The organism is Ekhidna algicida (genome assembly GCF_051379705.1).
Taxonomy (GTDB): domain Bacteria; phylum Bacteroidota; class Bacteroidia; order Cytophagales; family Cyclobacteriaceae; genus Ekhidna.
Window position 1 is genome coordinate 1912555 of sequence record NZ_CP179868.1, and the last position, 23156, is coordinate 1935710.

The 23156-nt window shown below is 41.3% G+C and carries 20 protein-coding genes; 7 read left to right on the forward strand and 13 right to left on the reverse strand.

What is annotated here, in order from left to right; all coding sequences use genetic code 11:
* Positions 1-77: 77 nt before the first annotated feature.
* From ACL8WY_RS08380 to ACL8WY_RS08390, 3 genes are all read left to right on the forward strand, one after another.
* Positions 78-1220, forward strand: coding sequence for a hypothetical protein (locus ACL8WY_RS08380; RefSeq protein WP_436517986.1), 1143 nt, complete (start codon positions 78-80; stop codon positions 1218-1220).
* Positions 1217-2374: a hypothetical protein gene (locus ACL8WY_RS08385; RefSeq protein ID WP_436517987.1), complete on the forward strand. Its 1158-nt coding sequence runs from the start codon at positions 1217-1219 to the stop codon at positions 2372-2374. Before ACL8WY_RS08380 ends, ACL8WY_RS08385 begins: the two co-directional genes overlap by 4 nt.
* 240 nt (positions 2375-2614) lie before the next feature.
* The gene (locus ACL8WY_RS08390) at positions 2615-5176 is read left to right on the forward strand and encodes a WG repeat-containing protein (protein WP_436517988.1); all 2562 of its coding nucleotides are present in this window, start codon (positions 2615-2617) and stop codon (positions 5174-5176) included.
* Here the strand turns inward: ACL8WY_RS08390 and coaE are convergent.
* The 7 genes from coaE to ACL8WY_RS08425 all read right to left on the reverse strand — a co-directional run bounded on the left by coaE (position 5162) and on the right by ACL8WY_RS08425 (position 10430).
* Complete coding sequence (coaE, locus tag ACL8WY_RS08395; RefSeq protein WP_436517989.1) at positions 5162-5758, reverse strand: dephospho-CoA kinase; 597 nt, start codon at positions 5756-5758, stop codon at positions 5162-5164. The genes ACL8WY_RS08390 and coaE overlap by 15 nt on opposite strands.
* Positions 5751-6680 carry a hypothetical protein gene (locus tag ACL8WY_RS08400; protein WP_436517990.1) on the reverse strand — a complete coding sequence of 310 codons (930 nt, stop codon included), beginning with the start codon at positions 6678-6680 and terminating at the stop codon, positions 5751-5753. Before ACL8WY_RS08400 ends, coaE begins: the two co-directional genes overlap by 8 nt.
* 9 nt (positions 6681-6689) lie before the next feature.
* A complete protein-coding gene (yajC, locus tag ACL8WY_RS08405) occupies positions 6690-7013 on the reverse strand; it encodes a preprotein translocase subunit YajC (protein ID WP_436517991.1) in 324 nt (107 codons plus the stop codon).
* A gap of 87 nt (positions 7014-7100) precedes the next feature.
* Positions 7101-7634: a DUF1573 domain-containing protein gene (locus tag ACL8WY_RS08410; RefSeq protein ID WP_436517992.1), complete on the reverse strand. Its 534-nt coding sequence runs from the start codon at positions 7632-7634 to the stop codon at positions 7101-7103.
* 141 nt (positions 7635-7775) lie between these two features.
* The gene (locus tag ACL8WY_RS08415) at positions 7776-8072 is read right to left on the reverse strand and encodes a YtxH domain-containing protein (protein ID WP_436517993.1); all 297 of its coding nucleotides are present in this window, start codon (positions 8070-8072) and stop codon (positions 7776-7778) included.
* A gap of 11 nt (positions 8073-8083) precedes the next feature.
* The gene (gene nusB / locus ACL8WY_RS08420) at positions 8084-9250 is read right to left on the reverse strand and encodes a transcription antitermination factor NusB (protein WP_436517994.1); all 1167 of its coding nucleotides are present in this window, start codon (positions 9248-9250) and stop codon (positions 8084-8086) included.
* Between the two features lie 79 nt (positions 9251-9329).
* On the reverse strand, positions 9330-10430 hold the full coding sequence (locus ACL8WY_RS08425) for a Glu/Leu/Phe/Val family dehydrogenase (RefSeq protein ID WP_436517995.1): 1101 nt from the start codon (positions 10428-10430) through the stop codon (positions 9330-9332).
* A 125-nt stretch (positions 10431-10555) separates the two neighbouring features.
* Between ACL8WY_RS08425 and ACL8WY_RS08430 the strand changes: the two genes are divergently transcribed.
* Complete coding sequence (locus tag ACL8WY_RS08430; protein ID WP_436517996.1) at positions 10556-12340, forward strand: ABC transporter ATP-binding protein; 1785 nt, start codon at positions 10556-10558, stop codon at positions 12338-12340.
* Here the strand turns inward: ACL8WY_RS08430 and ACL8WY_RS08435 are convergent, their stop codons facing one another.
* From ACL8WY_RS08435 to truA, 3 genes are read right to left on the reverse strand one after another with little or no spacing between them, the layout of a single operon-like run.
* Positions 12341-12880 (reverse strand): hypothetical protein, encoded by a 540-nt coding sequence (locus ACL8WY_RS08435; RefSeq protein ID WP_436517997.1) that lies wholly within the window; start codon positions 12878-12880, stop codon positions 12341-12343.
* Positions 12881-12901: 21 nt separating this feature from the next.
* Positions 12902-14671 (reverse strand): ABC transporter ATP-binding protein, encoded by a 1770-nt coding sequence (locus ACL8WY_RS08440; protein WP_436517998.1) that lies wholly within the window; start codon positions 14669-14671, stop codon positions 12902-12904.
* Between the two features lie 4 nt (positions 14672-14675).
* Positions 14676-15419, reverse strand: a complete 744-nt coding sequence (gene truA, locus ACL8WY_RS08445; protein WP_436517999.1) for a tRNA pseudouridine(38-40) synthase TruA — start codon at positions 15417-15419, stop codon at positions 14676-14678.
* 126 nt (positions 15420-15545) lie between these two features.
* On the opposite strand from truA, the gene ACL8WY_RS08450 reads away from it, so the two are divergent.
* Both ACL8WY_RS08450 and htpG read left to right on the forward strand, forming a co-directional pair.
* Positions 15546-16049 (forward strand): DUF4293 domain-containing protein, encoded by a 504-nt coding sequence (locus tag ACL8WY_RS08450; RefSeq protein ID WP_436518000.1) that lies wholly within the window; start codon positions 15546-15548, stop codon positions 16047-16049.
* 181 nt (positions 16050-16230) lie between these two features.
* On the forward strand, positions 16231-18123 hold the full coding sequence (gene htpG, locus ACL8WY_RS08455; RefSeq protein WP_436518001.1) for a molecular chaperone HtpG: 1893 nt from the start codon (positions 16231-16233) through the stop codon (positions 18121-18123).
* A 48-nt stretch (positions 18124-18171) separates the two neighbouring features.
* Here htpG and ACL8WY_RS08460 read toward each other — a convergent pair whose 3' ends face one another.
* The 3 genes from ACL8WY_RS08460 to ACL8WY_RS08470 form a co-directional block, all read right to left on the reverse strand.
* Positions 18172-18687: a YceI family protein gene (locus tag ACL8WY_RS08460; protein WP_436518002.1), complete on the reverse strand. Its 516-nt coding sequence runs from the start codon at positions 18685-18687 to the stop codon at positions 18172-18174.
* Between the two features lies 1 nt (position 18688).
* On the reverse strand, positions 18689-19276 hold the full coding sequence (locus ACL8WY_RS08465; protein WP_436518003.1) for a YceI family protein: 588 nt from the start codon (positions 19274-19276) through the stop codon (positions 18689-18691).
* Positions 19277-19343: 67 nt separating this feature from the next.
* A complete protein-coding gene (locus ACL8WY_RS08470; RefSeq protein ID WP_436518004.1) occupies positions 19344-20471 on the reverse strand; it encodes a helix-turn-helix domain-containing protein in 1128 nt (375 codons plus the stop codon).
* Positions 20472-20588: 117 nt separating this feature from the next.
* On the opposite strand from ACL8WY_RS08470, the gene ACL8WY_RS08475 reads away from it, so the two are divergent.
* Positions 20589-23147: a M14 family metallopeptidase gene (locus ACL8WY_RS08475; RefSeq protein ID WP_436518005.1), complete on the forward strand. Its 2559-nt coding sequence runs from the start codon at positions 20589-20591 to the stop codon at positions 23145-23147.
* The last annotated feature ends 9 nt before the right edge of the window (positions 23148-23156 follow it).

Consider the following 23156-nt stretch of genomic DNA (forward strand, 5'->3'; position numbering starts at 1 on the left):
TTCTGGTGGGCTTTTTTGTTTCTACTAAACTCAGCCCCACTTTATCCGTAAAAATTAGCTCACTAAAGTAATTATCCATGCGAAAACCAATCTCAATCTTAACACTCATTCTGTTCGCGCTAATCACATTAGCCAAAGATCCTGGAATGAAAAAAGGCACTCCGGACATTGTCTCAATTTCTGTTTTGGAGTTTAATGAAGAAGGCATTCTATTTATTGGTGACTCAAAAGGAGCTGCCATATATGCAGTAGATCTCAATGATAATATAGCGAGTAACAATCAGGAAGCATTAAATATTGTTGACCTGGAAGACAAACTAGCAGGTATGTTAGGTACCACAGTTGACAATATCATGGTTCATGATATGGCAGTGAATCCTATTTCACAAAACATTTACATGAGTGTATCAAGAGGTCGTGCCAAGTGGACATCCCGCTGGGAATCTCCCAATGATTTAGTAGATGCTGATATCCTTATTAAGGTTTCACCTTCTGGCGAAATGTCAGAAGCAAGTCTGGAAAATGTTGATTACGCTAGCATTTCCATACCTAACCCAGTAGATGCCAGCGTTGAGCATCGATGGAAAAAAGGTGCAAAACTAAGATCGGATGCTATCACCGATATTGCTTTCGACGATGGTAAAGTGTATGTCTCCGGTCTGTCTAATGAGGAGTTTAGAGCTGCCTTGTGGACCGCTCCATATCCGTTTACAAAAGACGTCAATGCAAACACATTGGAGATATTCCATGGAGCACACGGAAAATGGGAAACAGCCTCTCCGATACGCGCCTTCCTACCCTATGAACTTAATAATCAAAAACAATTGCTAGCAGCATACCTGTGCACTCCGCTGGTTACAATAGATGCGCAAAAACTGGGTGATAATAAGCATGTGAAAGGACGCACCGTTGCAGAATTTGGATCTGGAAATTTCCCTATAGACATGGTGCTTTACAAAAACAATGGCAAAGACTATATCCTGATGTCAAACAGCGCTTTGCCTCTATTGCTTTTTGATCCGGAGGATGTAGCCAATTACGATGGAGAAATAACAGAAGAAGTGAAAGGCTACCTCGCAGGCGTTGAATATACGCCACGTTCAGGTAGTGGCGTTCAGCAACTGGCAGATTTCAATTCGAAATATATTCTGGCTACTCAGCGACTGCCAAACGGCAAGCTTGTGTTAACTTCACTACCAAAAGATTGGCTTTATCCATGAAAAAATTGATATACAAGAATTCTAGTTTAAAAGGAGGCACTTTGGGCCTCCTTTGTTTTTTATTAACCATCCATTTTGTCTCAGCACAGAGCTTCTTTTCAGCCCAGACTTTGCCTAAGATTGAGAACTACGGAACCATCACCACACGTCTGGTCCCGGAAGAAATTGTAGCACTGATTCAAAAACAGAATTTTACGTTCGAGCAGTGGTCTTCATTTTACCATGTGAAAACAAACCCATCGGGTCCTGCGGTACTTGGTTCCTACAAGATCGTAGGCAACCACCTTGCATTCTCTCCAAGATTTTTGCCAGATGCACAAGTTCGATACATCGTTACATTTTCTTATCCTGCGCTGGCTCAGCTTCTCTCGCATGAGCTAAGTGAGCAGTCTATATATTCAGATGTAGTCACATTTGAGCCTCCAAAGACTACCCAACCGGATATTATCTCTGTAATACCCAACTTGGAAATTGTTCCAGCCAATCTCCTTCGATTTTATGTATTCTTCTCAGCGCCAATGGGACTGGAAAATCCCTACGACTTTATCACCATAGAAGATTCAAATGGAAATATACTCGTTGACCCATTTGTCATTGTTCCTGAGGGTCTCTGGAATATAGATCGCACTCGATTGACCTTGTTGCTCCACCCGGGTAGAATAAAGCAAGGAGTAGGTCCCAACATGACTGAAGGAGATATTCTTCGTGCAGGCAATGATTATACCTTGAAGATTGACTCGCGATGGAAAGGCGCAAGTGGTGAAACACTTAAAGAAAGTTTTTCTCGTGAAATCAATGCCACTAATCCGTTGAGAAAGGCAATCAATGTCAACCTCTGGGCATTAAAAGCGGAGCAAAATCAGATTGGGATACTTACCATTGTAACAGATCATCCATTGGATCAGCCGTTGGCAAAGCGAATGCTCTACATCATGAATAAAGAAGGAAAGATTCTACCCTCACAAGTTGAGTTTACGAGCGCCGAAGAAGTCAAAATACTTTGGCGACCTGATGGGTCTAAAGAACTGGAGCTTCACATAGACCATAGGCTGGAGGATGTTTGCGGAAATACTCCGCTTTATGCATTTGACCTGGAAGATGGAACCAGAAACGAGCCAAGCGGCGAAATTATGCTCACATTTAAAGTAGACTAGGCACAAAAAAAGGGAGCACCTTCGTACTCCCATAGCCGATCCCAATGTGCTGGTTGGATCGAACTTTCGATCCGACATAAGTCGAATCTAATCACCGCCTAATTTACTCGCCTGTAAATGTAGACAGCTAATATAACCAATGTCTGGTATTTTTTTGTCTATCAAATAATATTTTATTCATTAAAAGATTGTGACCCAGTTGCCAAACAGGATGGTTTATGTTGCGTTAATTTGCTATCAATGATCAAGCTAACGGCATGCTTTATTATGTTCTCTCAGCTTCTCGTCTTTGGGACGCTCGATCGCATTCAAAAAGCGATGGAAAAAAAAGAATATGAAAAGGCCTACGAGCAGATCTTAAAAGGATACGAGAAAGAGCCTGATAATCCCGGCGTCTCCTTTTATCATGCAAAACTTCTCTTTGATAAGACCTATGATAGATCCAACTTAGATAGTGCTCGAATTGCTATTAACGACGCAAAGAAAAAATATAGCAAAGCAACACAAGATCTTATTGACGAAATCACCAAAGAAGAGATCACCGCAGAAAAAATTAATCTCCTTCATGATCAAATAAGAGATCGAGCATTTCAAAATACACTTGAAAATCTCACTATTGAACAAGCGCTTTCATTTCAGGAAAAATTTCCAAACTCGGTCTATAATGATCTATTAATCTATAAGGTAGATAGCATTGAATTTAGAAATGCTAGGCTTTCCAATTCTCAGCGGGAGTTGGTCCAATTTATCAATGAACACCCAGTGTCTATTTTTAAACCAAAGGCTGATTCAATCCTCGATGGCTTGCGTTTTTTCGAGTTGCGGGAGAAGGGTAACTTAAAAGACTACTATAGTTTTCACAATGATTATCCATTTTCAAGGCATAAAAGAAAAGTTGAAAGTTTCATACTGAAAGCCTCAACGGCTTCTCATCGTAAGGAACGATATGAAGAATTTATCAGCCACTCCGAAATTGCTGCCTTGAAAAAAAAGGCCGCTGATGTGCTTTTTTATAGTTCAAAAAAGCATGATTACATGCATCACCCAGATCAAGATTCCATCAAAAAAATTCTCTCTCTTGCTAATACTGTACTCTATCCTGTGGTTCAAAACGGATTATATGGATTTTTCGACCACCAGGGGCAATCAAAAATCTCATCTCTTTACTCAGATATATTGCCAGACTACAAGTGCACGCTTATTCAAGACGATTGGGTGTTTGTGAAGAAAGTGAATGAAGGCCTTATACTTACCAAAAATGGTGAGGTTGTGTTGCAAGGTATAGATGGGTATCGAAGCGTCAGTGAAGATGTGGGTTTAGTAAAACGTAGAAATCAATGGTATTTATACCATAAAAGTGGGTTTCAGATATTGGATCAGTCGGTAGAGGGCGCGGAGATTATTGCCAATAAGTGGATAAAAGTGAAGAGTAAAGATAAATGGGGGCTCTTCACTTTTCTGGGCTTGCAAGTCGCAGAGGTGTTGTACGATGATATCTCAAAACTGGAATCGTTCTGGATTTTCAGAAAAAACAATCTTTATGCAGTCTATACAGAAGATTTGATCCTTTCAGAAATAGAAGAGAGGGGTGTCACGCTGGAATTTAAATTCGATGACGTAGAACTCGTCAACAAAAACACTTTAATCGGCTTTAAAGGTGAAAGAGAGTGCTTGCTGGATTCTACTCTTAACTTTCTGATTCCGTGGGGCAATTACGAGATTTATCCGGAAGATGCCGGATGGTATCTAAAGTCAGGCAATGGCTACAGGCTTTACAATGAATCAGAGGCGGATCTTATGGATCGACATTATTCTTATCTTGAATCAAACGACGGCTGGCTGGCGTTGAAAACAGCTGAGGATTGGATGCTACTACCTAGAAAGGGAGCATTATTACCAAGCAGGGAATATGACTCAATAAAATTAGTTAATGATTTCGTAGTTGTATTAGTTAAGGATCAGGAGAAAAGACTTCAATTCATCACAGGAGAATCCATCAAAATCGATGAGGAACAAATTCGGACTTTCCAGAATAAACCTGGATATATAAGTCTTTTTAAAGATGATAAAACCACTATTTTCGACTCGCAGGGAAAAGTAGTGATCGACGGGAAGTTTCACGGAGCCTCATTTCTTTCTGATTCACTTATTAGAGTGCAGGTACGTGATAAACAAGGCTTAATACATACAAATGGAGATTGGGTACTCAATCCTGTTTTTAATACCCTAGATGAGAAAGATGGCCTTGTACTAACACTTATCGATGGGAAAATAGGATGTTATGACCCAAAAATAAATGTCCTTATCACCACAGAATACGAAGGTCGGCTTGAACGATTGAAAGATTATTACCTCGCCAAAAAAAACGGAAAGTTTGGAGTAATCGACGCTGCTAAAAATGAAATTGTACCCTTCAGCTATGACGAAATACAATATTGGAATGACACTTCCTATCTGGTCAAAAGAGATGGGTTATTCCACATCATTGGTGAAGATGAAGAGTCGGCCTACGATGCGATTGACAATATTCAAATTTTAGTGAATAACAATGAGCATTCAATTTATCAGTTTGTGAAAAATGGCAAATACGGCTTGATGAGTACTCAGTTTGGAGAGCTGCTGACGCCTGAGTTTACCGATATTCTAAACATTGGTTCCAACGAAGATCCACTAATTTTTGCTGATCAGCATTTAGATAAAGCAGGATTTCATGTGGTAAGCTACGTAGATGAAAAAGGTAAATTGATTCTTTCGAAGGCCTATACCAGGGATGAATTTGATGGCATTCTATGCGACGAGTAATGGATGTATGTCCATTACCTGCTTGATTACTGATCGCTTTTCATCATTGTCGATAACAAAATCTGCCAACGTTATTTTTTCATCATCGCCCATTTGCTTATCAATGATCGCCTTCACATCCTCAGCAGATCTGTGACTATCACGCTGAATGACTCTTCGAATTCTAATTACCTCCGGAGCTGTTACCAAAATGGTCTTACTCAGGGATTTATATGACCCGGTTTCATATAACAAAGCGGCTTCTTTGAGCAATAGTGGTGCTTGCTGATTTTCCTCAACCCATTGACTAACATCTTTAGCTACCGCTGGATGTACCAGCTGATTTAGTCGTTCTAAAATCGACTGATCCTTAAACGCAATTGAAGCGATATGCTTACGATCCAGGGTTCCTTCTCTGTAAGCCTGCTCACCAAAAAGTCCCTTGATTTTTTCCTTCAATTCATCATCATTATTCATCAGCCATTTAGCCCTGTCGTCTGCGTAATAAGTAATGGCCCCAAGTGTTTCAAAGACTTTGCAAACAGTAGACTTTCCAGATCCGATACCTCCGGTTACTCCAACTATTAGCGGTTCCTTATTCATAGGTAATAGACAATGAGTCTGGTATTGTTTCTACTTCCAAAAGATTATCCGGGTGGAAAACAATAATGGCTGGTGCTGTGGAATCCAACTCATTTATTAGGTTATAATCCACAATAATCTTGAAGTCACTCCCAAAGTATTCTTCTCGCAATTCTTGCTGAACTACAAATTTTACAGTGATGTTGGGGTCAGTTACGTATATCGATGAATCCTCGGGGAAGTTCTGTAACTCTACCTGAGTAGCAAGCTCCAGTTGATCAAATCGATCTACTTCAAATTTAACATTTACAGTGGGTGGGGTGGATCTAATCCCCCACGCTTCAGGTAAACCAAGCTTAACAAACCTGTCGAAAGCCTTGTCAATCTCATCAGCGTCTAGCTTGATGAAGTAATCTAAATCTAACGTATCCATGAAACTGGAAGGTCCAAAAATAGTTGCCGTATCCGGGCTGAGTATTATCGGAGATATGATGCGATACTCCTGGTCCATACTCACTGCGAGAGAATCTACAATCAAATTTACCTTCTTAGATACTCTTCTATCAATATCGATATAAAGGGTATCTGTAAACAGGAAATTGATTCGAAATTCATGCAGCTGATCCGTGATAATCGGTAATATCGTAGGTCTGGTCAGGTACCTTATAGCTGCAGGATTGTCTAATTCAATGGTGATTGGATCACTCCCAAACCAAAACGAATCTCTGAATAAGTCCCATCCACCGCCAGATACATCTATATCAACGTACTCCGGTAGTGGCTTAATGGCCACCAAACTATCCTGATCATAAACAAACTGAATGGGATATTGGATTCGATAGTTGTAGTTTTTTCCCAGCGCGCTAAAAAACCAAAAGGTAGTGGCTCCCAAAAATGAGAGCAGCACTACCTTCCAGTTTCCTAATATCTTGGGAATCCCCATATCTATGGATTATTTTTTCTCTTTCTTGTCGTCAGCGGTGTTTAGGCGCTTACTTGCTTCCAATGAGATAGATGCTTTCTCAATTAATAGTTTTGTGCCTCTATCTACGTCTACGAGAACGGTAGTGTCTGATACTTCAACGATTTTACCGTGAATTCCACCTACTGTCACCACCATTTCTCCTTTTTTAATCTCTTGAAGATACTTCTTAGTATCCTTTTGTTTCCTCTGCTGCGGACGAATGAAGAAGAAATAGAAAATGGCGATCATACCAATGATTGGCAAAAATGAGGTGAAATCACTACCTCCTGCTTGTAATAAAACTGTATGCATGTTGTTATTTTGAAATAAAAAACCCCTGACATTCCTAAATGGAAATCAGGGGCAATGTTAATAAAATTTGGTGTGCTAAGTAGGGAATTATTCTCCCTCCTTCACCACATTGGCTTTAATTTGAACTCTTTGAGTCGTCGGCCATGTGTTTGCTGTAAGTGTCACCGTTTTGTTTTGTACACCCGGCTTATTCTTACTGTTAAATCTTACTTTGATTTGTCCGGTTTCTCCAACTGCAATTGGAGCCTTTGGCCATTCAGGAACTGTACATCCGCAAGTTGCTTTTGCATCTGAAATGATTAATGGAGCTTCTCCATTGTTCACAAAAGAAAAAATGTGCTCTACTACATCTCCATCTTTGATGGTTCCAAAATCATGAAGCTTTTCTTCAAACTCAAAAGCAGGAAGAGGTCCTTCTGGCTTTTCAGCAGGTGCTGCTGGTGTCGGGTTGTTTACCGCCACTGGCTGAGCTGTTGGGTTTGCTCTTGCTACTCCGCCTTTTCCTTCAAGCGCCGCAACTTTGCCTTCCAGCTTCGTAATTCTTGACTCTAGTTCACTATTGCCACAGCTAACCATAGTCACTGCTACAATCACTCCTAATAAAATCTTTGCTATTTTCATGTGTTTAACTTGTTTAATCGTTACAAGTGAGGCATGATTAACATGCATATTTCACTACTCTACTATTGTATTTTAACAAATGGAATACAAATCTAAGAAAGATAAGGTTTCAATGTTCTTAATGAAATGTTAATGAGACGTTTAGTTTTTCTTGATCTGGCTAATTAGTCCATTCACATCATCTAAAAGACGCTCTGCTTTGTCTTTAGCATCCTTCACTATCTTTTCTCCTTGATCTTTTGCATCGTTTTGAAAAACAGCTTTCCCGTCAGCCACTTCGTCAACAAAACCTTCTAATTGCTTCTTCAGCTTGTCTAGCTGGAAAGTCAGCTTATCTCGCGTGTTTGTTCCTTTGTCCGGAGCATATAGAATGCCCAATACACCGCCCGTTACCACGCCTAATAGAAATGCAAAAAAAGAACCACCGGATTTGCTCATAATACTTGTATTTACTTGTTATCGATAAGGCCTCTACCGCTCTTACGAATTTTACCACTCGAAGTTAGCTCGTTTGAGAGTACATCCAAAACCCCATTTACAAATTGTTTGCTTTTGGGCGTGCTGTAAATCTTGGAGATTTCTATTGCTTCATTTATTGTTACCTTAACCGGAATACTAGGGGAATTCATCATCTCCACCAAAGCAATTTTAAGAATAACCCGATCTGTTAGGGCTATTCTGTCCACATCCCAGTTCATTGTTTTACTCTGAATAATTTCTTCCAAAAATTCATTTTGATTGATTGTATCCATGAATAATCGCTCAAGAAACTTGAAATCCTCTTCTCCATTTTTGGTCAGCTCCGCGAGCTCAAATCCTTCACCATCTTGCAATGCTTTGATGGTTTTAACCACCATACTTTTTACTATCGGTTGATTTTCTGTCCATTGCAGGTGATTTCTTTCCAGGAAGGAGACAATTGCTCCATTCTTAAAAACAACCCGTTTGAAAAGTTCTAAGATAATATCATTCTCAGGCAAGTCCGCAGGCTTTTGGCCTCCGAAAAAGTGCTGCAATGCATCAGAAGTTCTGATTTGATCACGATACCAGGATTTGATTTCCTGGTGATCATTGTCCCATGAGACACTTGATCTGGCGGCCTCTTTTTGCAACAATTCAGACTCCTTGAGCTGCTTCACAAGATCATTTCCAATGAAGGGATAAAGTTTTTTTTCCTTAGATATGAAGGCCTTTTCTTCTTTTTCCTTGTCTAGCTTCTCCCGCTGCTCAATTTCAATTGGGAGTAGCAAAAGCTTAATATATGTGTCTTGAAGCCTTTCAGCTTCTTTCATCATGTCGTTTTTTCGAACTCGCGCTTCTTTCTGGATTTGGTTTTCATATTCCAGGAGTGCGGCATTGACATTTTCAACCACCTCATCCTCCACACCTTCAGCTTGACCAACTTTTCCAGCCAGTATGTTATCATTAAAGAGCTTTACTGCTTGCTTCTTTCGTTCCTCAAAAAGTGCTTTATCAGCAAAGTCATGCTTTGCGGGATCCAACGCATGCATTTCTTCCAACTCATTTCTTTTCACCTCTCTCAAAGATTCCACTGCTGTGAAATGTCCATACAATGCTTGCATTGCTTTTACCCTAAGTATTCTTCTGTTTAGCATGGTTTAATTAGCTGATTCCTTCCTTATTTCAATATTTGGCAGTCTCCTCTTTTGGATGCTGAAGTTGCTGGATTATTCCTTATTCTCCAAGCTTTACCTTACCCACCTGCTCGATTCTTCTGAGTGCAAGCTCTAATGCTGCCTCGTGAGAACCCATCTTATTTTCATCCGCGTGATTCAACACATCCAGGCAAACATCATAGATGTGTTCAGTAGATGCCAGCACGCGATCTTTATTGTAATTGCCAAGATATTCGTGATATACGTTGGCAATGCCTCCTGAATTGATCAAAAAGTCTGGCGCATAAACGATTCCGTGATCATTCAACATGGCGCTGTGTTTCTCCTCATCAGCTAGCTGATTATTTGCTGCTCCTGCAACAACTGCGCATTTCAGCTCGGGAATTGAATTATCATTCAAGGTAGCTCCCATGGCGCATGGTGAGTAAATGTCCATTTCCATTTGGAATACCTTGTTCGGATCTACCACAGAAACTTTCGGGTGCTTCTCGGTGATCGCTTTGATTTTATCTTCAAAAATGTCCGCAATGAAAACGTTGGCATTTTCCTCGATAAGGTGATCTACCAAGTATTTTCCCACCTGACCTGCTCCTTGTACAAGGATGTTTTTTCCACCTAGAGAATCTAAACCGTATGCTTTCTTGGCGCCAGCTTTCATTCCCATGTAAACACCGTAAGCTGTCATTGGGCTAGGATCTCCTGAGCCACCCATGTATTGCGGCTTACCTACTACAAAAGGTGTCTCCATGCTCATATACTCGATATCCCGCATGTTGATGTTCATATCTTCCGCCGTATAGTACTTCCCGTTCAGGCTATTCACAAATTTGCCGAAGCGGCGCATTAATGGCTCATTCTTCATTTTCCTTGCATCACCGATGATTACAGCTTTTCCTCCACCGATATTCAGTCCTGCTAAAGCCGACTTAAAGGTCATACCTCTTGAAAGTCGAAGCACATCATTGAGCGCTTCTTCATCTGAAGCGTAGTTCCACATACGAGTACCGCCCATAGAGGGGCCAAGAACGGTGTTGTGAATTGCTATGATTGCCTTTAGTCCAGTTTGCTCATCTCTACAGAAGACCACTTGCTCGTGATCAAGACTTGCCATTTGATCGAACACGCTGTTCGATTTTACTTCGGGTTGTGTTTCTACCATTGTAATGAACTTTATTCTAATTTTAAACCTTCTTTCACCTGTGTGGTTGCACAGGAATAAAAAGGGCTGCAAAAATATCTCATTTTAACTAAAACACATTGGCTGTCAAGCCTTTATAAAATTTTGTGAAAGACCTAGGCTACCTAAACAAATACCTGCTTAAATATAAGTTTCACCTAATTTTCGGTGCCTTATTTATCATAATAGCAAATTTCTTCGCGATTGTTCCTGCTGTAATTGTTCGTTATGCTTTCGACATTTTGCAGCGTAGCTACGGTATATTTTCATCTTTCGAGGGTTTTGAGTTACAATCTGAAACGGTCGGAATCATTGGGTCAAGCATTATTATTCTGGCTGTACTAATCCTAACAGCTGCCTTACTCCGCGGTGTGTTTTTGTTCTTTATGCGTCAGACGATAATTGTAATGTCAAGACGCATAGAATATGACCTGAAAAATGAGATTTATGAGCACTACCAGAGTTTACCTTTGAGTTTTTATCGAAGGAACAACACTGGAGATTTGATGGCGCGTATCTCTGAGGATGTAAGCAAAGTACGCATGTATGTTGGGCCTGCAATCATGTATGGCATCAATCTATTCACCTTATTCCTGATGGTGATTCCATTTATGATTTCCATTAACCCTACGCTGACTCTGTACTCACTACTTCCACTTCCGATACTTTCAGTCAGCATCTATTTTGTCAGCAACATTATCAATAAGCGATCCACTGAGATCCAGGAAAGCTTGTCCGGGCTATCTACTTATGTACAAGAAGCTTTTTCAGGAATTCGGGTGATCAAGGCATTTGTGCGTGAAGAGCAAGTGGCTCAAAGCTTCGAAACTGAAAGCATAGACTATCGCGATAAGTCGCTAAAGCTTGCATTTGTTCAAGCCCTCTTCATGCCTTTGATCATGGGACTCATTGGTATGAGTGTGATTCTCACCGTTTGGATTGGCTCTATTCAGGTATTCAATGGGGAAGTGAGCACAGGAAACATTGCAGAGTTTATCATTTATGTAAACATGTTGACCTGGCCGGTAACTGCATTGGGTTGGATCACCTCAATCATCCAGCGTGCAGCAGCTTCCCAGCGCAGAATCAACGAATTTTTAAGTACCGAAACAGATATTGTTTCTGAGAAGAGTATTGAGCGAGAAATTGAAGGTCGAATCGTTTTCGATGATGTTAGCTTCACTTATCCTGATTCAGGAATAAAGGCACTCAAGAAGGTTTCGTTTGAAGTACGTCCTGGGGAGTCCATTGCAATTGTAGGGACTACAGGATCAGGAAAGAGCACCATCGCCAATATGGTCTGCAGGCTATATGACATTGATAATGGCAAAATTGAAATTGACGAAATCGGTGTTAAAGATTACGACATCTCCTCGCTTAGAAGTCAGATCGGATATGTGCCACAAGATGTCTTTCTTTTCTCAGATTCCATCGAAAACAACATCTCTTTCGGCAATCGACAGATGAGCAAAGAAGAAATCGAGCGTGCGGCTGAAGATGCCGATGTGCTGGCCAATATCAAAGAATTCAAAGATGGATTCCAAACCCGACTAGGTGAAAGAGGCATAACGCTTTCCGGAGGTCAAAAACAGCGTGTGTCTATTGCCAGAGCTATTGCCAGATCGCCAAAAATTCTAATTCTGGATGATGCGCTATCTGCCGTGGATACTAAAACAGAAAATGCAATTCTCAACGCCATGCAACGAATCATGCAGGGCCGAACCTCAATCATTATCTCTCACAGAGTTTCTTCAGCCAAACTGGCTGATAAAGTCGTCATGTTGGATGATGGAGAAGTCGTGGAGCAGGGCACACATGATGAACTGCTTTCAAAGGGAGGAGCATATAAGGAACTTCACGATAAACAGCTGGCTGGCGAAGAGGTAGCCTAATTACTTAGCCCAATATTCTACACTAAAGCTTCGATCAGGATAATACAACTCAAATGAAACAGGCTGTAAAACCACACCTTCTTCAATTGCTTTGATCTGAACAATCTCAGCAATCTCTTCTGGTGTAGGTCGAACCAGCTCATGCTGGGTCATGAAGATTTTAAAGATTTTGTCGGTTCTAAATTCTTTGTAGGTGTAGCCCGCCGGAAGCCTCAATACATCTTTTATTTCTTCGCGAGAGGCGCCGATGAAATAATGAACGGAATCTTTCCCAATCATGTCATTTTGAAAGAAAATGACCGTAAGCATCCCTTTCAAGCGGCCAGAATCTACTTCAGCTTTCGCTTCCTCTATTCTATAACGAAAATCAGCATAGCGGTACTTTTCGATGTATTCTTTCCCAATGACCGTTCGCTCTTTTCCTTCCATCACGTACACTTCGATGGGATCAAATCCACCCAAGGTGTAGTAGGTACTCCACGCAATGATGATCAGGCAAACAATAATAATGGCCAGATAGAGTTGCTTCTTTCGCTTCATGGTTCAAATATAGATGTTCAATTAGACTGCTTTAGCAACTTCTTTATACTGCATTTGATGAAGTTGTGCGTAGTAGCCATCTTTATCCATAAGTTCATCGTGATTCCCTCGCTCTACTATCTCTCCTTTGTCAAGAACAAGGATTTGTTTTGCATTCTGAATAGTTGACAATCGGTGCGCAATCACAATAGATGTACGTCCGCTCATCATCTTCTGTATGGCTGATTGAATCAGTTCCTCAGTTTCTGTATCAACTGAAGAAGTAGCTTCATCAAGCACAATAATCTTAGGATCATATACCATGGCACGTACGAAAGAAATCAGCTGTCGCTGACCCACAGAAAGTGTTGCACCACGTTCCATTACATTATAATCAAAGCCACCCGGTAGCTTTTCAATGAAAGGAAGCGCTCCAACCATCTCAGCAGCTTCTCGCACCTTTTCCCGGGAGATGTTTGGATTACGTAAAGTGATATTGTTCAATATAGAGTCTGAAAACAGAAATACATCTTGCAGAACCACCGCTATGTGATTTCTCAGGTTAGACAAATTGTACTCACGTACATCCGTACCATCTACATAAATATTGCCTTTGTTGATTTCGTAAAATCGACTGAGAAGATTGATTACGGATGATTTTCCTGCTCCTGTTGCGCCTACCAGAGCAATGGTATCTCCTTGGTTGACTTCAAATGAAATGTCTTTAAGTACATAATCTTTCTCCACATAGGCAAAGGATACGTTTTCAAATTTCACATCCCCGTTCACACGTTCCGGCTCAAATGAGCCGTTGTCCTGGATGTGATCATTGTTGTCCAACAAATCCAATATCCTGTTGGAGGAAACAATACCCATTTGCAGTGTATTGAATCGATCTGCAATCATTCGAATTGGGCGAAAGAACATTTGCAAATACAAAATGAAAGCTATGAGCATTCCAAATTCTACATTTCCTTGCACCAATTGGCCTCCACCATACCACACGATGAGTCCAATTCCTGCTGCTTGAATTACCTCAGAAACGGGGAAATATATGGCGTAATAAAGCACCGAATTAATGTTGGCTTTTCGATGCTCTTTGTTGATCTCTTTGAATTTTTCAAACTCTCGTTTCTCACTATTAAAGATCTGGACGATGTTCATTCCGGTGATGTGCTCTTGAACAAATGAGTTGAGGTTTGAAACAGCTGCACGAACTTCTTTGAACGCCACCTTTATTTTTTCCTTAAAGATGTAGGTAGCTAAGATTAAAAGTGGAAGTAGCGAAAGGCTGACGAGCGTCAGCGACCAATTAAGCCAAAACATGAAGCCCAGGATCACCAATAATTGCATTACATCTGCGATAATTCCTGCGATTCCCGTACTGAAAACTTCAGCCAACGTTTCAATATCGGAAACATTCCGAGTAACCAGCCGTCCAATAGGCGTCTTATCAAAAAAGGTCAGCTTCAGACTTTGGATATGTCTGTACAGTTTGATTCGAATGTCCTTGATGATATTTTGACCTAGCCAGCCCGAGTAAAAGGTATGGAGATATTGAACTATCGCTTGAATCACAAGCAATCCTACTAGCAGTAAGATCATATCGACTAAGCCGGGATAGTCTCCCTGAGCCACATTGTTATCTATTGCTTGCTGAATGATAAAGGGACGCAATGGACCTGTGACACTAAGTGTAATCGTAAGGAAGACCAGAAAGTAGAAAACACCAATGTAGGGTTTAGCAAAGGCAAATAATCGTCTTAGCACTTTCAGGTCTACAATGTTGCCGCTGGCCTTTTCTTTTTCCACTGTATTAGTCTAGATAAACGTCTTTAGGATAAATCACTTCTTGCAAATACAAACCTTCTGCCGGCACTGCTCTGCCAGCTTTACTTCGATCGTTGCTTATCAAAATAGACTTGAAATCTTCCAATGAGGTTTTGCCTAATCCCACATCAATCAACGTCCCAACGATCGCTCTTACCATGCCTCTCAAGAACCGATTTGCTGAAATCACAAAGAGCTGTTCGCTGCCTTGTTGACTCCATTCTGCATGAAAGATTTCACAATTAAAGTGATTCACCTCGGTATGAACCTTACTAAAGCACTCAAAGTTCTGCCAAGCATTAATTATTTCACACGCTTTATTGATTTCGGCAATGTCTAGCTCGGGTTTGAAGCAATAGGAAAATCCTTTCTTGAATGGATTTTTTGCTTGATGAAGGTGATAATGATATTTCCTTGATGAAGCTTCAAAGCGAGCACTCACAGTATCTTTTACAGGAACTATACTATTGACTGAGACGTCCTCATTCAAAAAAGAATTGAGTTTAAACACCAGCTTCTCCATATCAAACTCATCCGCATCAAAATGAGCAATTTGTTGAGTGGCATGAACACCTGCGTCCGTTCGTCCACTTCCTACGATTCCTATCTTGGACTTCAAAATAGTAGAAAGCGCCTTTTCAATTTCCTCTTGCACCGTCACGCCATTGGGTTGAACCTGCCAACCATTGAAGTTGGTGCCTTTGTAACTGATGTCCATAAAATACCTCACGTCGACAAATTTGTAGGATTCCTTCCATTTGATGGCTGTTTACTTCCATATTTGCATAAAAATGGTTTCTGGGTCATTCAGCATGACGTTTTAGAACCGGACGCCAACTACTTTAATAAGAAAAAAATGCTTCAACGAGTACAGACCATCTTCATGACAATCGCTGCTACGGCGATGATTTTAATGTTGTTTTTTCCGATCTGGGAAAAATCAGATCAGCAGTTTGAAGCTGAGCAGCGCGAATATGCAATTATGGATGCATTTCAGTTGCGCTATGAGCAGCACAATACAGCTACGGAAGAGATGCAACTCCTCGGAATCCAAGACACGTTCTTGCTTTCAGTTGGAGCGATAGCTGCAGCATTGGTGATGTTGTTCTCCATCACGCGCTATAAGAGTCGCATGACTCAAGTAAAACTCAATGCGCTCTTCTCGTTGCTAACTGCAGCTACGCTTGTAGGAACCTACCTCTACATCAGCAAAGCAAACGGACTCTTTGATCCTAGTGTTCAAGGGACATTCTTAATAGGCTTCTACCTTCCTATTGTAGCCATGCTCAATAACTTTCTGGCGAATCGCTTCATCCGAAAAGACGAGCAGCTGGTGAGGAGCGCGGATCGGATTAGGTGATGTAATTTTCTGATCTTACTGGTTCAGAGCGCGAAGAGTGGCAGGCATTAACAAATTATCCAATAATAGAGATCATTGAAATAAACCCACATACAGGTCTGCCAACCTGTCAGTTTTCTATCTCTGGAATAGTATTTGAGTTTAGGCCGTCTGAGTAACAACAAAAAATTGTAAGCAGACAATGGCAGAGAAAGGTACAATCTCGATACACACGGAAAATATTTTTCCGATCATCAAAAAATTCCTCTATTCCGATCACGAGATCTTCCTTCGTGAGTTGGTATCCAACGCAGTAGATGCGTCTCAGAAAATCAAACAGTTGGCTTCTCTCGGAGAATACTCTGGCGAGCTTGGTGATTTGACTGTCGATGTGTCATTCAACAAAGACAAGAAAACGATCACGATTTCTGATAATGGAATCGGGATGACCGCTGAGGAAATTAAAAAGTATATCAACCAGATCGCATTTTCAGGTGCGACTGAGTTCGTAGAAAAGTACAAAGACAAGGCAGACAACCAGCAGATCATCGGGCATTTCGGTCTAGGATTCTACTCGGCTTTCATGGTCGCTAAGAAAGTAGAAATCAACACGCTTTCACATCAGGAGGGTTCTGAGCCTGCCAAGTGGATCTGTACTGGAGAAACTGATTTCGAGATCAAGAAAGGTTCTCGCAAAACACGAGGAACGGACATCATCCTACATGTAGCTGATGACTCTGAAGAATTCCTTGATGATCACAGACTGCAAGGCATCCTGGATAAATACTCAAAGTTTTTACCTATTCCGATCAAGTTTGGACAAAAAGACAAGAGCGTTGAGGACGGCAAAGACAAGGATGGAAATCCTAAATACAAGACGGTCAAGGAGGACAACATCATCAACGATACTGAGCCAATCTGGACCAAGTCTCCCAATGATCTGAAAGATCAGGATTACCTGGATTTCTATAAGACTTTATATCCATTCAGCGAAGATCCACTTTTCTGGATTCATCTGAATGTGGATTATCCTTTCAACCTTACCGGAGTACTCTACTTCCCTAAGTTGAAAAAGGATTTCGATCTACAGAAAAACAAAATTCAACTGTATTCTCGTCAAGTATTCATTACCGATGAAGTGAAAGATATCGTACCTGAATTCTTGCAACTGCTCCACGGAGTGATCGACTCTCCGGACATTCCTTTGAACGTTTCAAGGAGCTACCTACAGTCGGACTCGAATGTGAAGAAAATCAATGGCTATATCACCAAGAAGGTAGCGGATAAGCTAGCCGAACTCTTCAAAAACGATCGAAAAGGATACGAAGCGAAGTGGGAAGACATTGGTGTGTTCGTGAAATATGGCATGATCTCAGAAGAGAAGTTTGATGAGAAAGCCAAAGATTTTGTCTTGGTGAACAACATGGAGGACAAGCACTTCACGATTGAAGAATACAAGAAGCACATTGAAGCAAACCAGACCAACAAGGATGGAAATGTGGTTGCCTTGTACACCACAAACAAAGAAAAACAACACGGATATATCGAGACTGCACAAAAGCGCAGCTATGATGTAATCGAGCTCTCTGGCCCGATCGACCCGCATTTCATCAATCACCTGGAGCAAAAGAATGAGAAATTTCAGCTTCAGCGAGTAGATGCAGATGTGATTGATAAGTTGATCGATAAGGATGAGAAGAAAGAGTCAGTACTTTCAGACAAAGAGCAGGAGAAGCTTAAGGAAATCTTTGACAAAGCGATCGATGATAAGAACAACAGTGTGACTGTTCAGCCAATGGCAACTGATGATTTGCCGGTGACGATCACGCTTCCGGAGTTTATCCGAAGAATGAAAGACATGCAAGCTACCGGCGGTGGCGGCCCGATGATGTTTGGCGACATGCCAATGACCTTGTCAGTAGCCGTAAACGCTAACCATGCGATGACCAAAAAGATCTTGGATGCTGATTCGGATGAAGCAAAACAAACGCTGGCGAAACAAGCATATGACCTGGCTTTATTGTCGCAAGGCATGCTGCAAGGCAAAGACCTTACAGACTTTGTAAATAGAAGCGTGGAACTGAGTTTGAGCTAAGCATTGCGCAACATGAAATATTAAACCCACTCGATTGAGTGGGTTTTTTTATTTCTCCAAAATGTTGGAACCAATTCCTGAGTTGATCACAATCGCAATCTCATCGCCAATCAACGTATCCATCAAACCAAAATCCAGACCGATATCACTTCGCTTGAATGTGATTGGTGACGAAATCAAGACACCATCTTCTTCGCGTAATTCACCAGCTAATTGAAACCCAATTCCACGTAATTCAAGATCAATATTTAACGATATCGACTGGCCTTTTCTCACCAGTCGTGCTTCAAAAGGAATATTCGGATAGTTTTCGGCATTCAGATATTGCTCAGTGAGAATAGTCTCGTCACGCGAATCGTTATCCGTATCTATACTTCGCACATCAACTTCACCGGCAATCAACCATTCTTTATCTCCTACTTGTCTGAACTCTCCTGTCAACTCATCAAACTCACCTTCCACCTTCAGCACGCCCATGTGAGTAACTTCAAAATTTACCTTGGCATTTTCAAGTGACGGATTTTGAAAGAACGCAATAGCAAGTAGGAGAAATAACTGAGGCATATTATTCGGCTATTCCAAGAATCACAAAATCGATCATGACCGAATTGTCAATGATCACCATTCCATTGGGCAATTTCATTTCTCGTCCAACCTCAAACTCCGTTCGGTCGATGATCAAACTACCCATGATGCCTACCGACTGCTTTCTGGTTGGCAGATCGATGGATGGCCCAACAATCGATACTGGACATTCAATCGTTTTCTTAACACCGTGAAGCTCTATTGTGCCTGTTGCTTTGTACTTGTCACCTTCGCCTGTCAATGATGCTAGCTCAAAACGAATCTCCGGAAACTCAGCCACATTAAGGAAGGCATCACTTTTTACTGCGTCTTCACCGCCCGCATTGTTAGCATCATAACTATCTGTTTTGATTGTGATCTGTGCTCTGGTTTTAGATAAATCCTCAGAATCGTACGTCAGCTTTCCACTTACATCTGTGAATCGGCCTACAACTGGCACAACGCCAAAGCGGATGACTTTAGACTGAAATGAAGAATGCCCCGCGTCAACGATATACGTTTGACCCAATGACGGTATGGTGGATAACGCAGCACATAAAATAAGTAGAGACTTGAATCGATTTTTCATAGTTTTTTTGATTCAAGACTAGTAGCTAAGACCATCACATTCGACAATTCCAATCGGGATTGCCGAATTATGCCGTATTTCTCATGTATCTGGAAGGTGTGGTTCCTTCAAAACGCTTGAAAGCATTCACAAAGGAAGTCTTGTTGTTGAAGCCTGAATCATAGGCGATCTGCAACAATGTGTACTGAGGATTATTCTGGATTCGCTCTTTCGCCTCACGTACGCGATACGCATTGATTAAATCGAAGAACGTGGTATTCAAATACTGATTGATCAGTTGTGAAAGCTGATGGGTATTTAAGTCTAGCTTATCAGCGAGATCCTGGAGCTTGAGTCCTTTGACTAAATAGAGTTGCTCGTCCAAAATCACTTGATGAATCTGTTCCTTGTATTTATCTGCCTCCTCCGCTTTGAGTCCGCTTTTTTCATATTTTGTAGCCTCTACCGGACGTTGCCAGCTTACTCCTGCTATCCGATAGGATACCAAATAGATCAAAATAGAAGATGGCAGAACATACAAATAATCCATGTGTCGTCTGTAGATCTCGGTATAAAAAAGCAGCACCAAAAAAATCATTGCAAATACCCAAATCAGGACAAGTCCCAGCCACATGATTCGTAACCATCGAATATCAGATTCATTGATGGAGGATTGTGTTTTCTCAAGCTGAAGTTGGTACTCTATCAAAGCACTCCTGGACCGAACAAGAAAGTAAAGCAGATAGACAAACTGGAAGATGAAAATGGTGGAGTAGAGGTATTGAATCCAGGTGATCTCATCCGGACGATTATCAAAAGGAGTGAGCATTCCGTAGTGCACCTGCCGAAAACTAAGAAAGTCGCTAAACAGGATAGGCACCAGCAAACTAAAAATGATAAATGGGACGAACCATCCAAAATACGCTCTTCCGGATTTCTTGCCTGTTATGGACAAAATATAACCTAAGAAAAGCGGTCCTATCACCATCCATGATCCAAATCGTGTTCCATAAAAAACCATTACACCAACATCGTAGGGCCAGCGAATCGCAAGAAATTCCAGCTGCATCCAAAGCAATGCAACCATCATCCCTAGCAACCACTTCCCTTCACCTCTCTTATGATTTTTTTTAGCGATGATTAGGTTGATCACAAACAAGCTATGAGCAATACTGATGATAATCAGTAAACTCCATACATCTAAGGATTGCGTCATATGGTTAAGATAATGAACCATGGAGTAATAAGAACATCCAGACTTTGTACCACCCATCAAAGCTCTCTTTTTTCTCCTTATTCATTTGGTTAGATTAGTCATCTAAATCTGAAAAGCATGAAGAAGAACTTAACCCTCCTTTTAACCCTTTTATCCTTTTTTACCTATGCCCAGGTGGATATGACCTATTATTTGCCATCTGGAGTATCATATAATCCAGACATCCCTACCCCAAAGGAAGTATTGGGATATCATCCTGGAGAATGGCATGTCAGTCATGACCAACTTCTTTTTTACATACGAGAAGTATCTGAAGCTTCTGATCGGATGATTATGCAGGAAACTGGCAGAACATACGAAGGCAGACCCTTGGTTCAACTCACGATTTCCAACCCTGCCAACCTGGCAAACCTGGATCAGATCAAGGCCGACCATAAAAAACTAACAGATCCGTCTACTTCTGGATCGATGAGTACTGATGACATGCCTATTGTGATTTGGTTGGGGTATTCCATCCATGGAAATGAAGCAAGTGGATCAAATGCTTCACTTCTATCTGCCTACTATTTAGCTGCAGCAATTGGCCCTAAAATCGATGAAATGCTGGAAAATTCCATAATCATTTTAGATCCTTCATATAATCCTGATGGACTGCATAGGTTCTCTACCTGGGTAAACATGCACAGGTCACACGTTATCAACCCGGATCCGAACGATAGAGAGTATCGGGAAGCCTGGCCTGGTGGAAGAACCAATCACTATTGGTTTGATCTGAACAGAGATTGGCTACCATTAGCTCACCCGGAATCCCGAGCTCGTATAGCACGCTTCCATGAGTGGAAACCAAATATCTTGACGGATCATCACGAAATGGGCACCAATTCGACTTTCTTTTTCCAGCCGGGTATTCCATCTAGAAAATTCCCATGGACGCCGGACAAGAATGTAGACCTGACTCATAAGATGGCTGCCTTCCATGCAAAATACCTTGATGAAATCGGCTCTCTTTATTACAGCGAAGAAAGCTTTGACGACTTTTACATAGGTAAAGGATCAACCTATCCTGATGTAAATGGTAGCGTCGGCATCTTGTTTGAACAAGCTAGCTCCAGAGGCCATGCGCAAGAAAACGATTATGGAATCTTGACTTTCCCAATGGCCGTGCGCAATCATTTCACGACATCCCTTTCTACGCTTGCCTCAGGTATTGCTCATAGAAAAGAATTTCTGGATTATCAGAAGGACTTTTACCAAAGTGCATCAAATCTGGCATCTCGAGATGCTGTAAAGGCCTATGTTTTCGGTTCAAGAAAAGATCCAATCAAAAATTATGAACTAGCCAAGATGCTAGTGCAGCACAAAATCGATGTGTATCCACTGGCAAAAAATATGAATAAAGGTGGACGGTCTTTCGAGGCTGACAATGCTTATGTAGTGCCGATGAATCAACCGCAATATCGACTTGCAAAAGCGATCTTCGAAACTCGTACCTCATTCAACGATAGTCTGTTCTACGACGTGTCTACCTGGACTATGCCCCTGGCATTCAATCTGCCTTATGCAGAACTTGGAAGTAAAGACTTGAGCGGAACTATGGGCGACAAAATTGATAATCCGGACATGCCAACGGCTTCTTTAATTGGCAGCAAAGGAGCTTATGCCTACGCCATTGAACCGTATGGCTATTTGGTACAGCGAGCTGCAAATCGATTGCTAAGCAAGAAGATTGTGGTACAAATGCTCAACCAATCACACTTTGATGGCTCTCGCACGTATCCAAGAGGAACGATGATAATACCTGTCGGAGTGCAGGAAAACAAGCGTCAATGGATCGAGCAGATCATTGATCAAATAGTAAAGGAAGATGCTGTGAATGTATATGCACTCAATACAGGTTTGGCAAAATCCGGGGTAGATCTAGGTAGTAGGAGTCATACAACATTGAAAGAGCCCAAAGTGGCGATTTTAGTTGAAGGTGGTGTAAGTAGTTATGAAGCCGGAGAGGTGTGGCACTTGCTTGACCAACGCTATAAGATGAAGGCAACACTACTCCCAGTAGATCGATTGGGTCGTGATCTTTCCAGATATAATCGCATCATTATTCCAAATATGTGGGGATCAGTGAGCGATTCTCAAAAGAAAAATCTTAAAGACTGGGTATCGCAAGGTGGTTTGATTATCGCCTGGAAAAATGGAGGTAAGTGGCTTTCTGATGCTGAAATTACCAAGGTTAAATATGCCTCGAGTGATGAGGATGAAGATAAAGAAGATACATTTAAGACTTATGCTAATCTAGATGCGGAGCGTGGTGCGCAAGTAACCGGTGGTTCGATTTTCGAAGCAAAAGTCGACTTGACTCATCCGCTTGCTTATGGAATGGAGAGTGATCGCATGGCGCTTTTTAGAAATCACAACCTGGTAATGGAAAAATCGGAGAATGCGTATGCCAATCCATTGGTGTATTCAGAAAGCCCGCTGCTTTCAGGGTATGTTTCTGAAGAGAATCTGGATCGATTCAAAAATTCACCTGCCGTAACTGTTTCTAATGTAGGTCGCGGAAAAGTGATTACTTTGGCGGACAATCCAAACTTCAGAGCATTCTGGTATGGTACCAATAAAATCTTCATGAATGCGTTGTTTTTTGGAGAAGCGATCAGCCGCGGAGCTGGGGAGTAAAAAACAAAC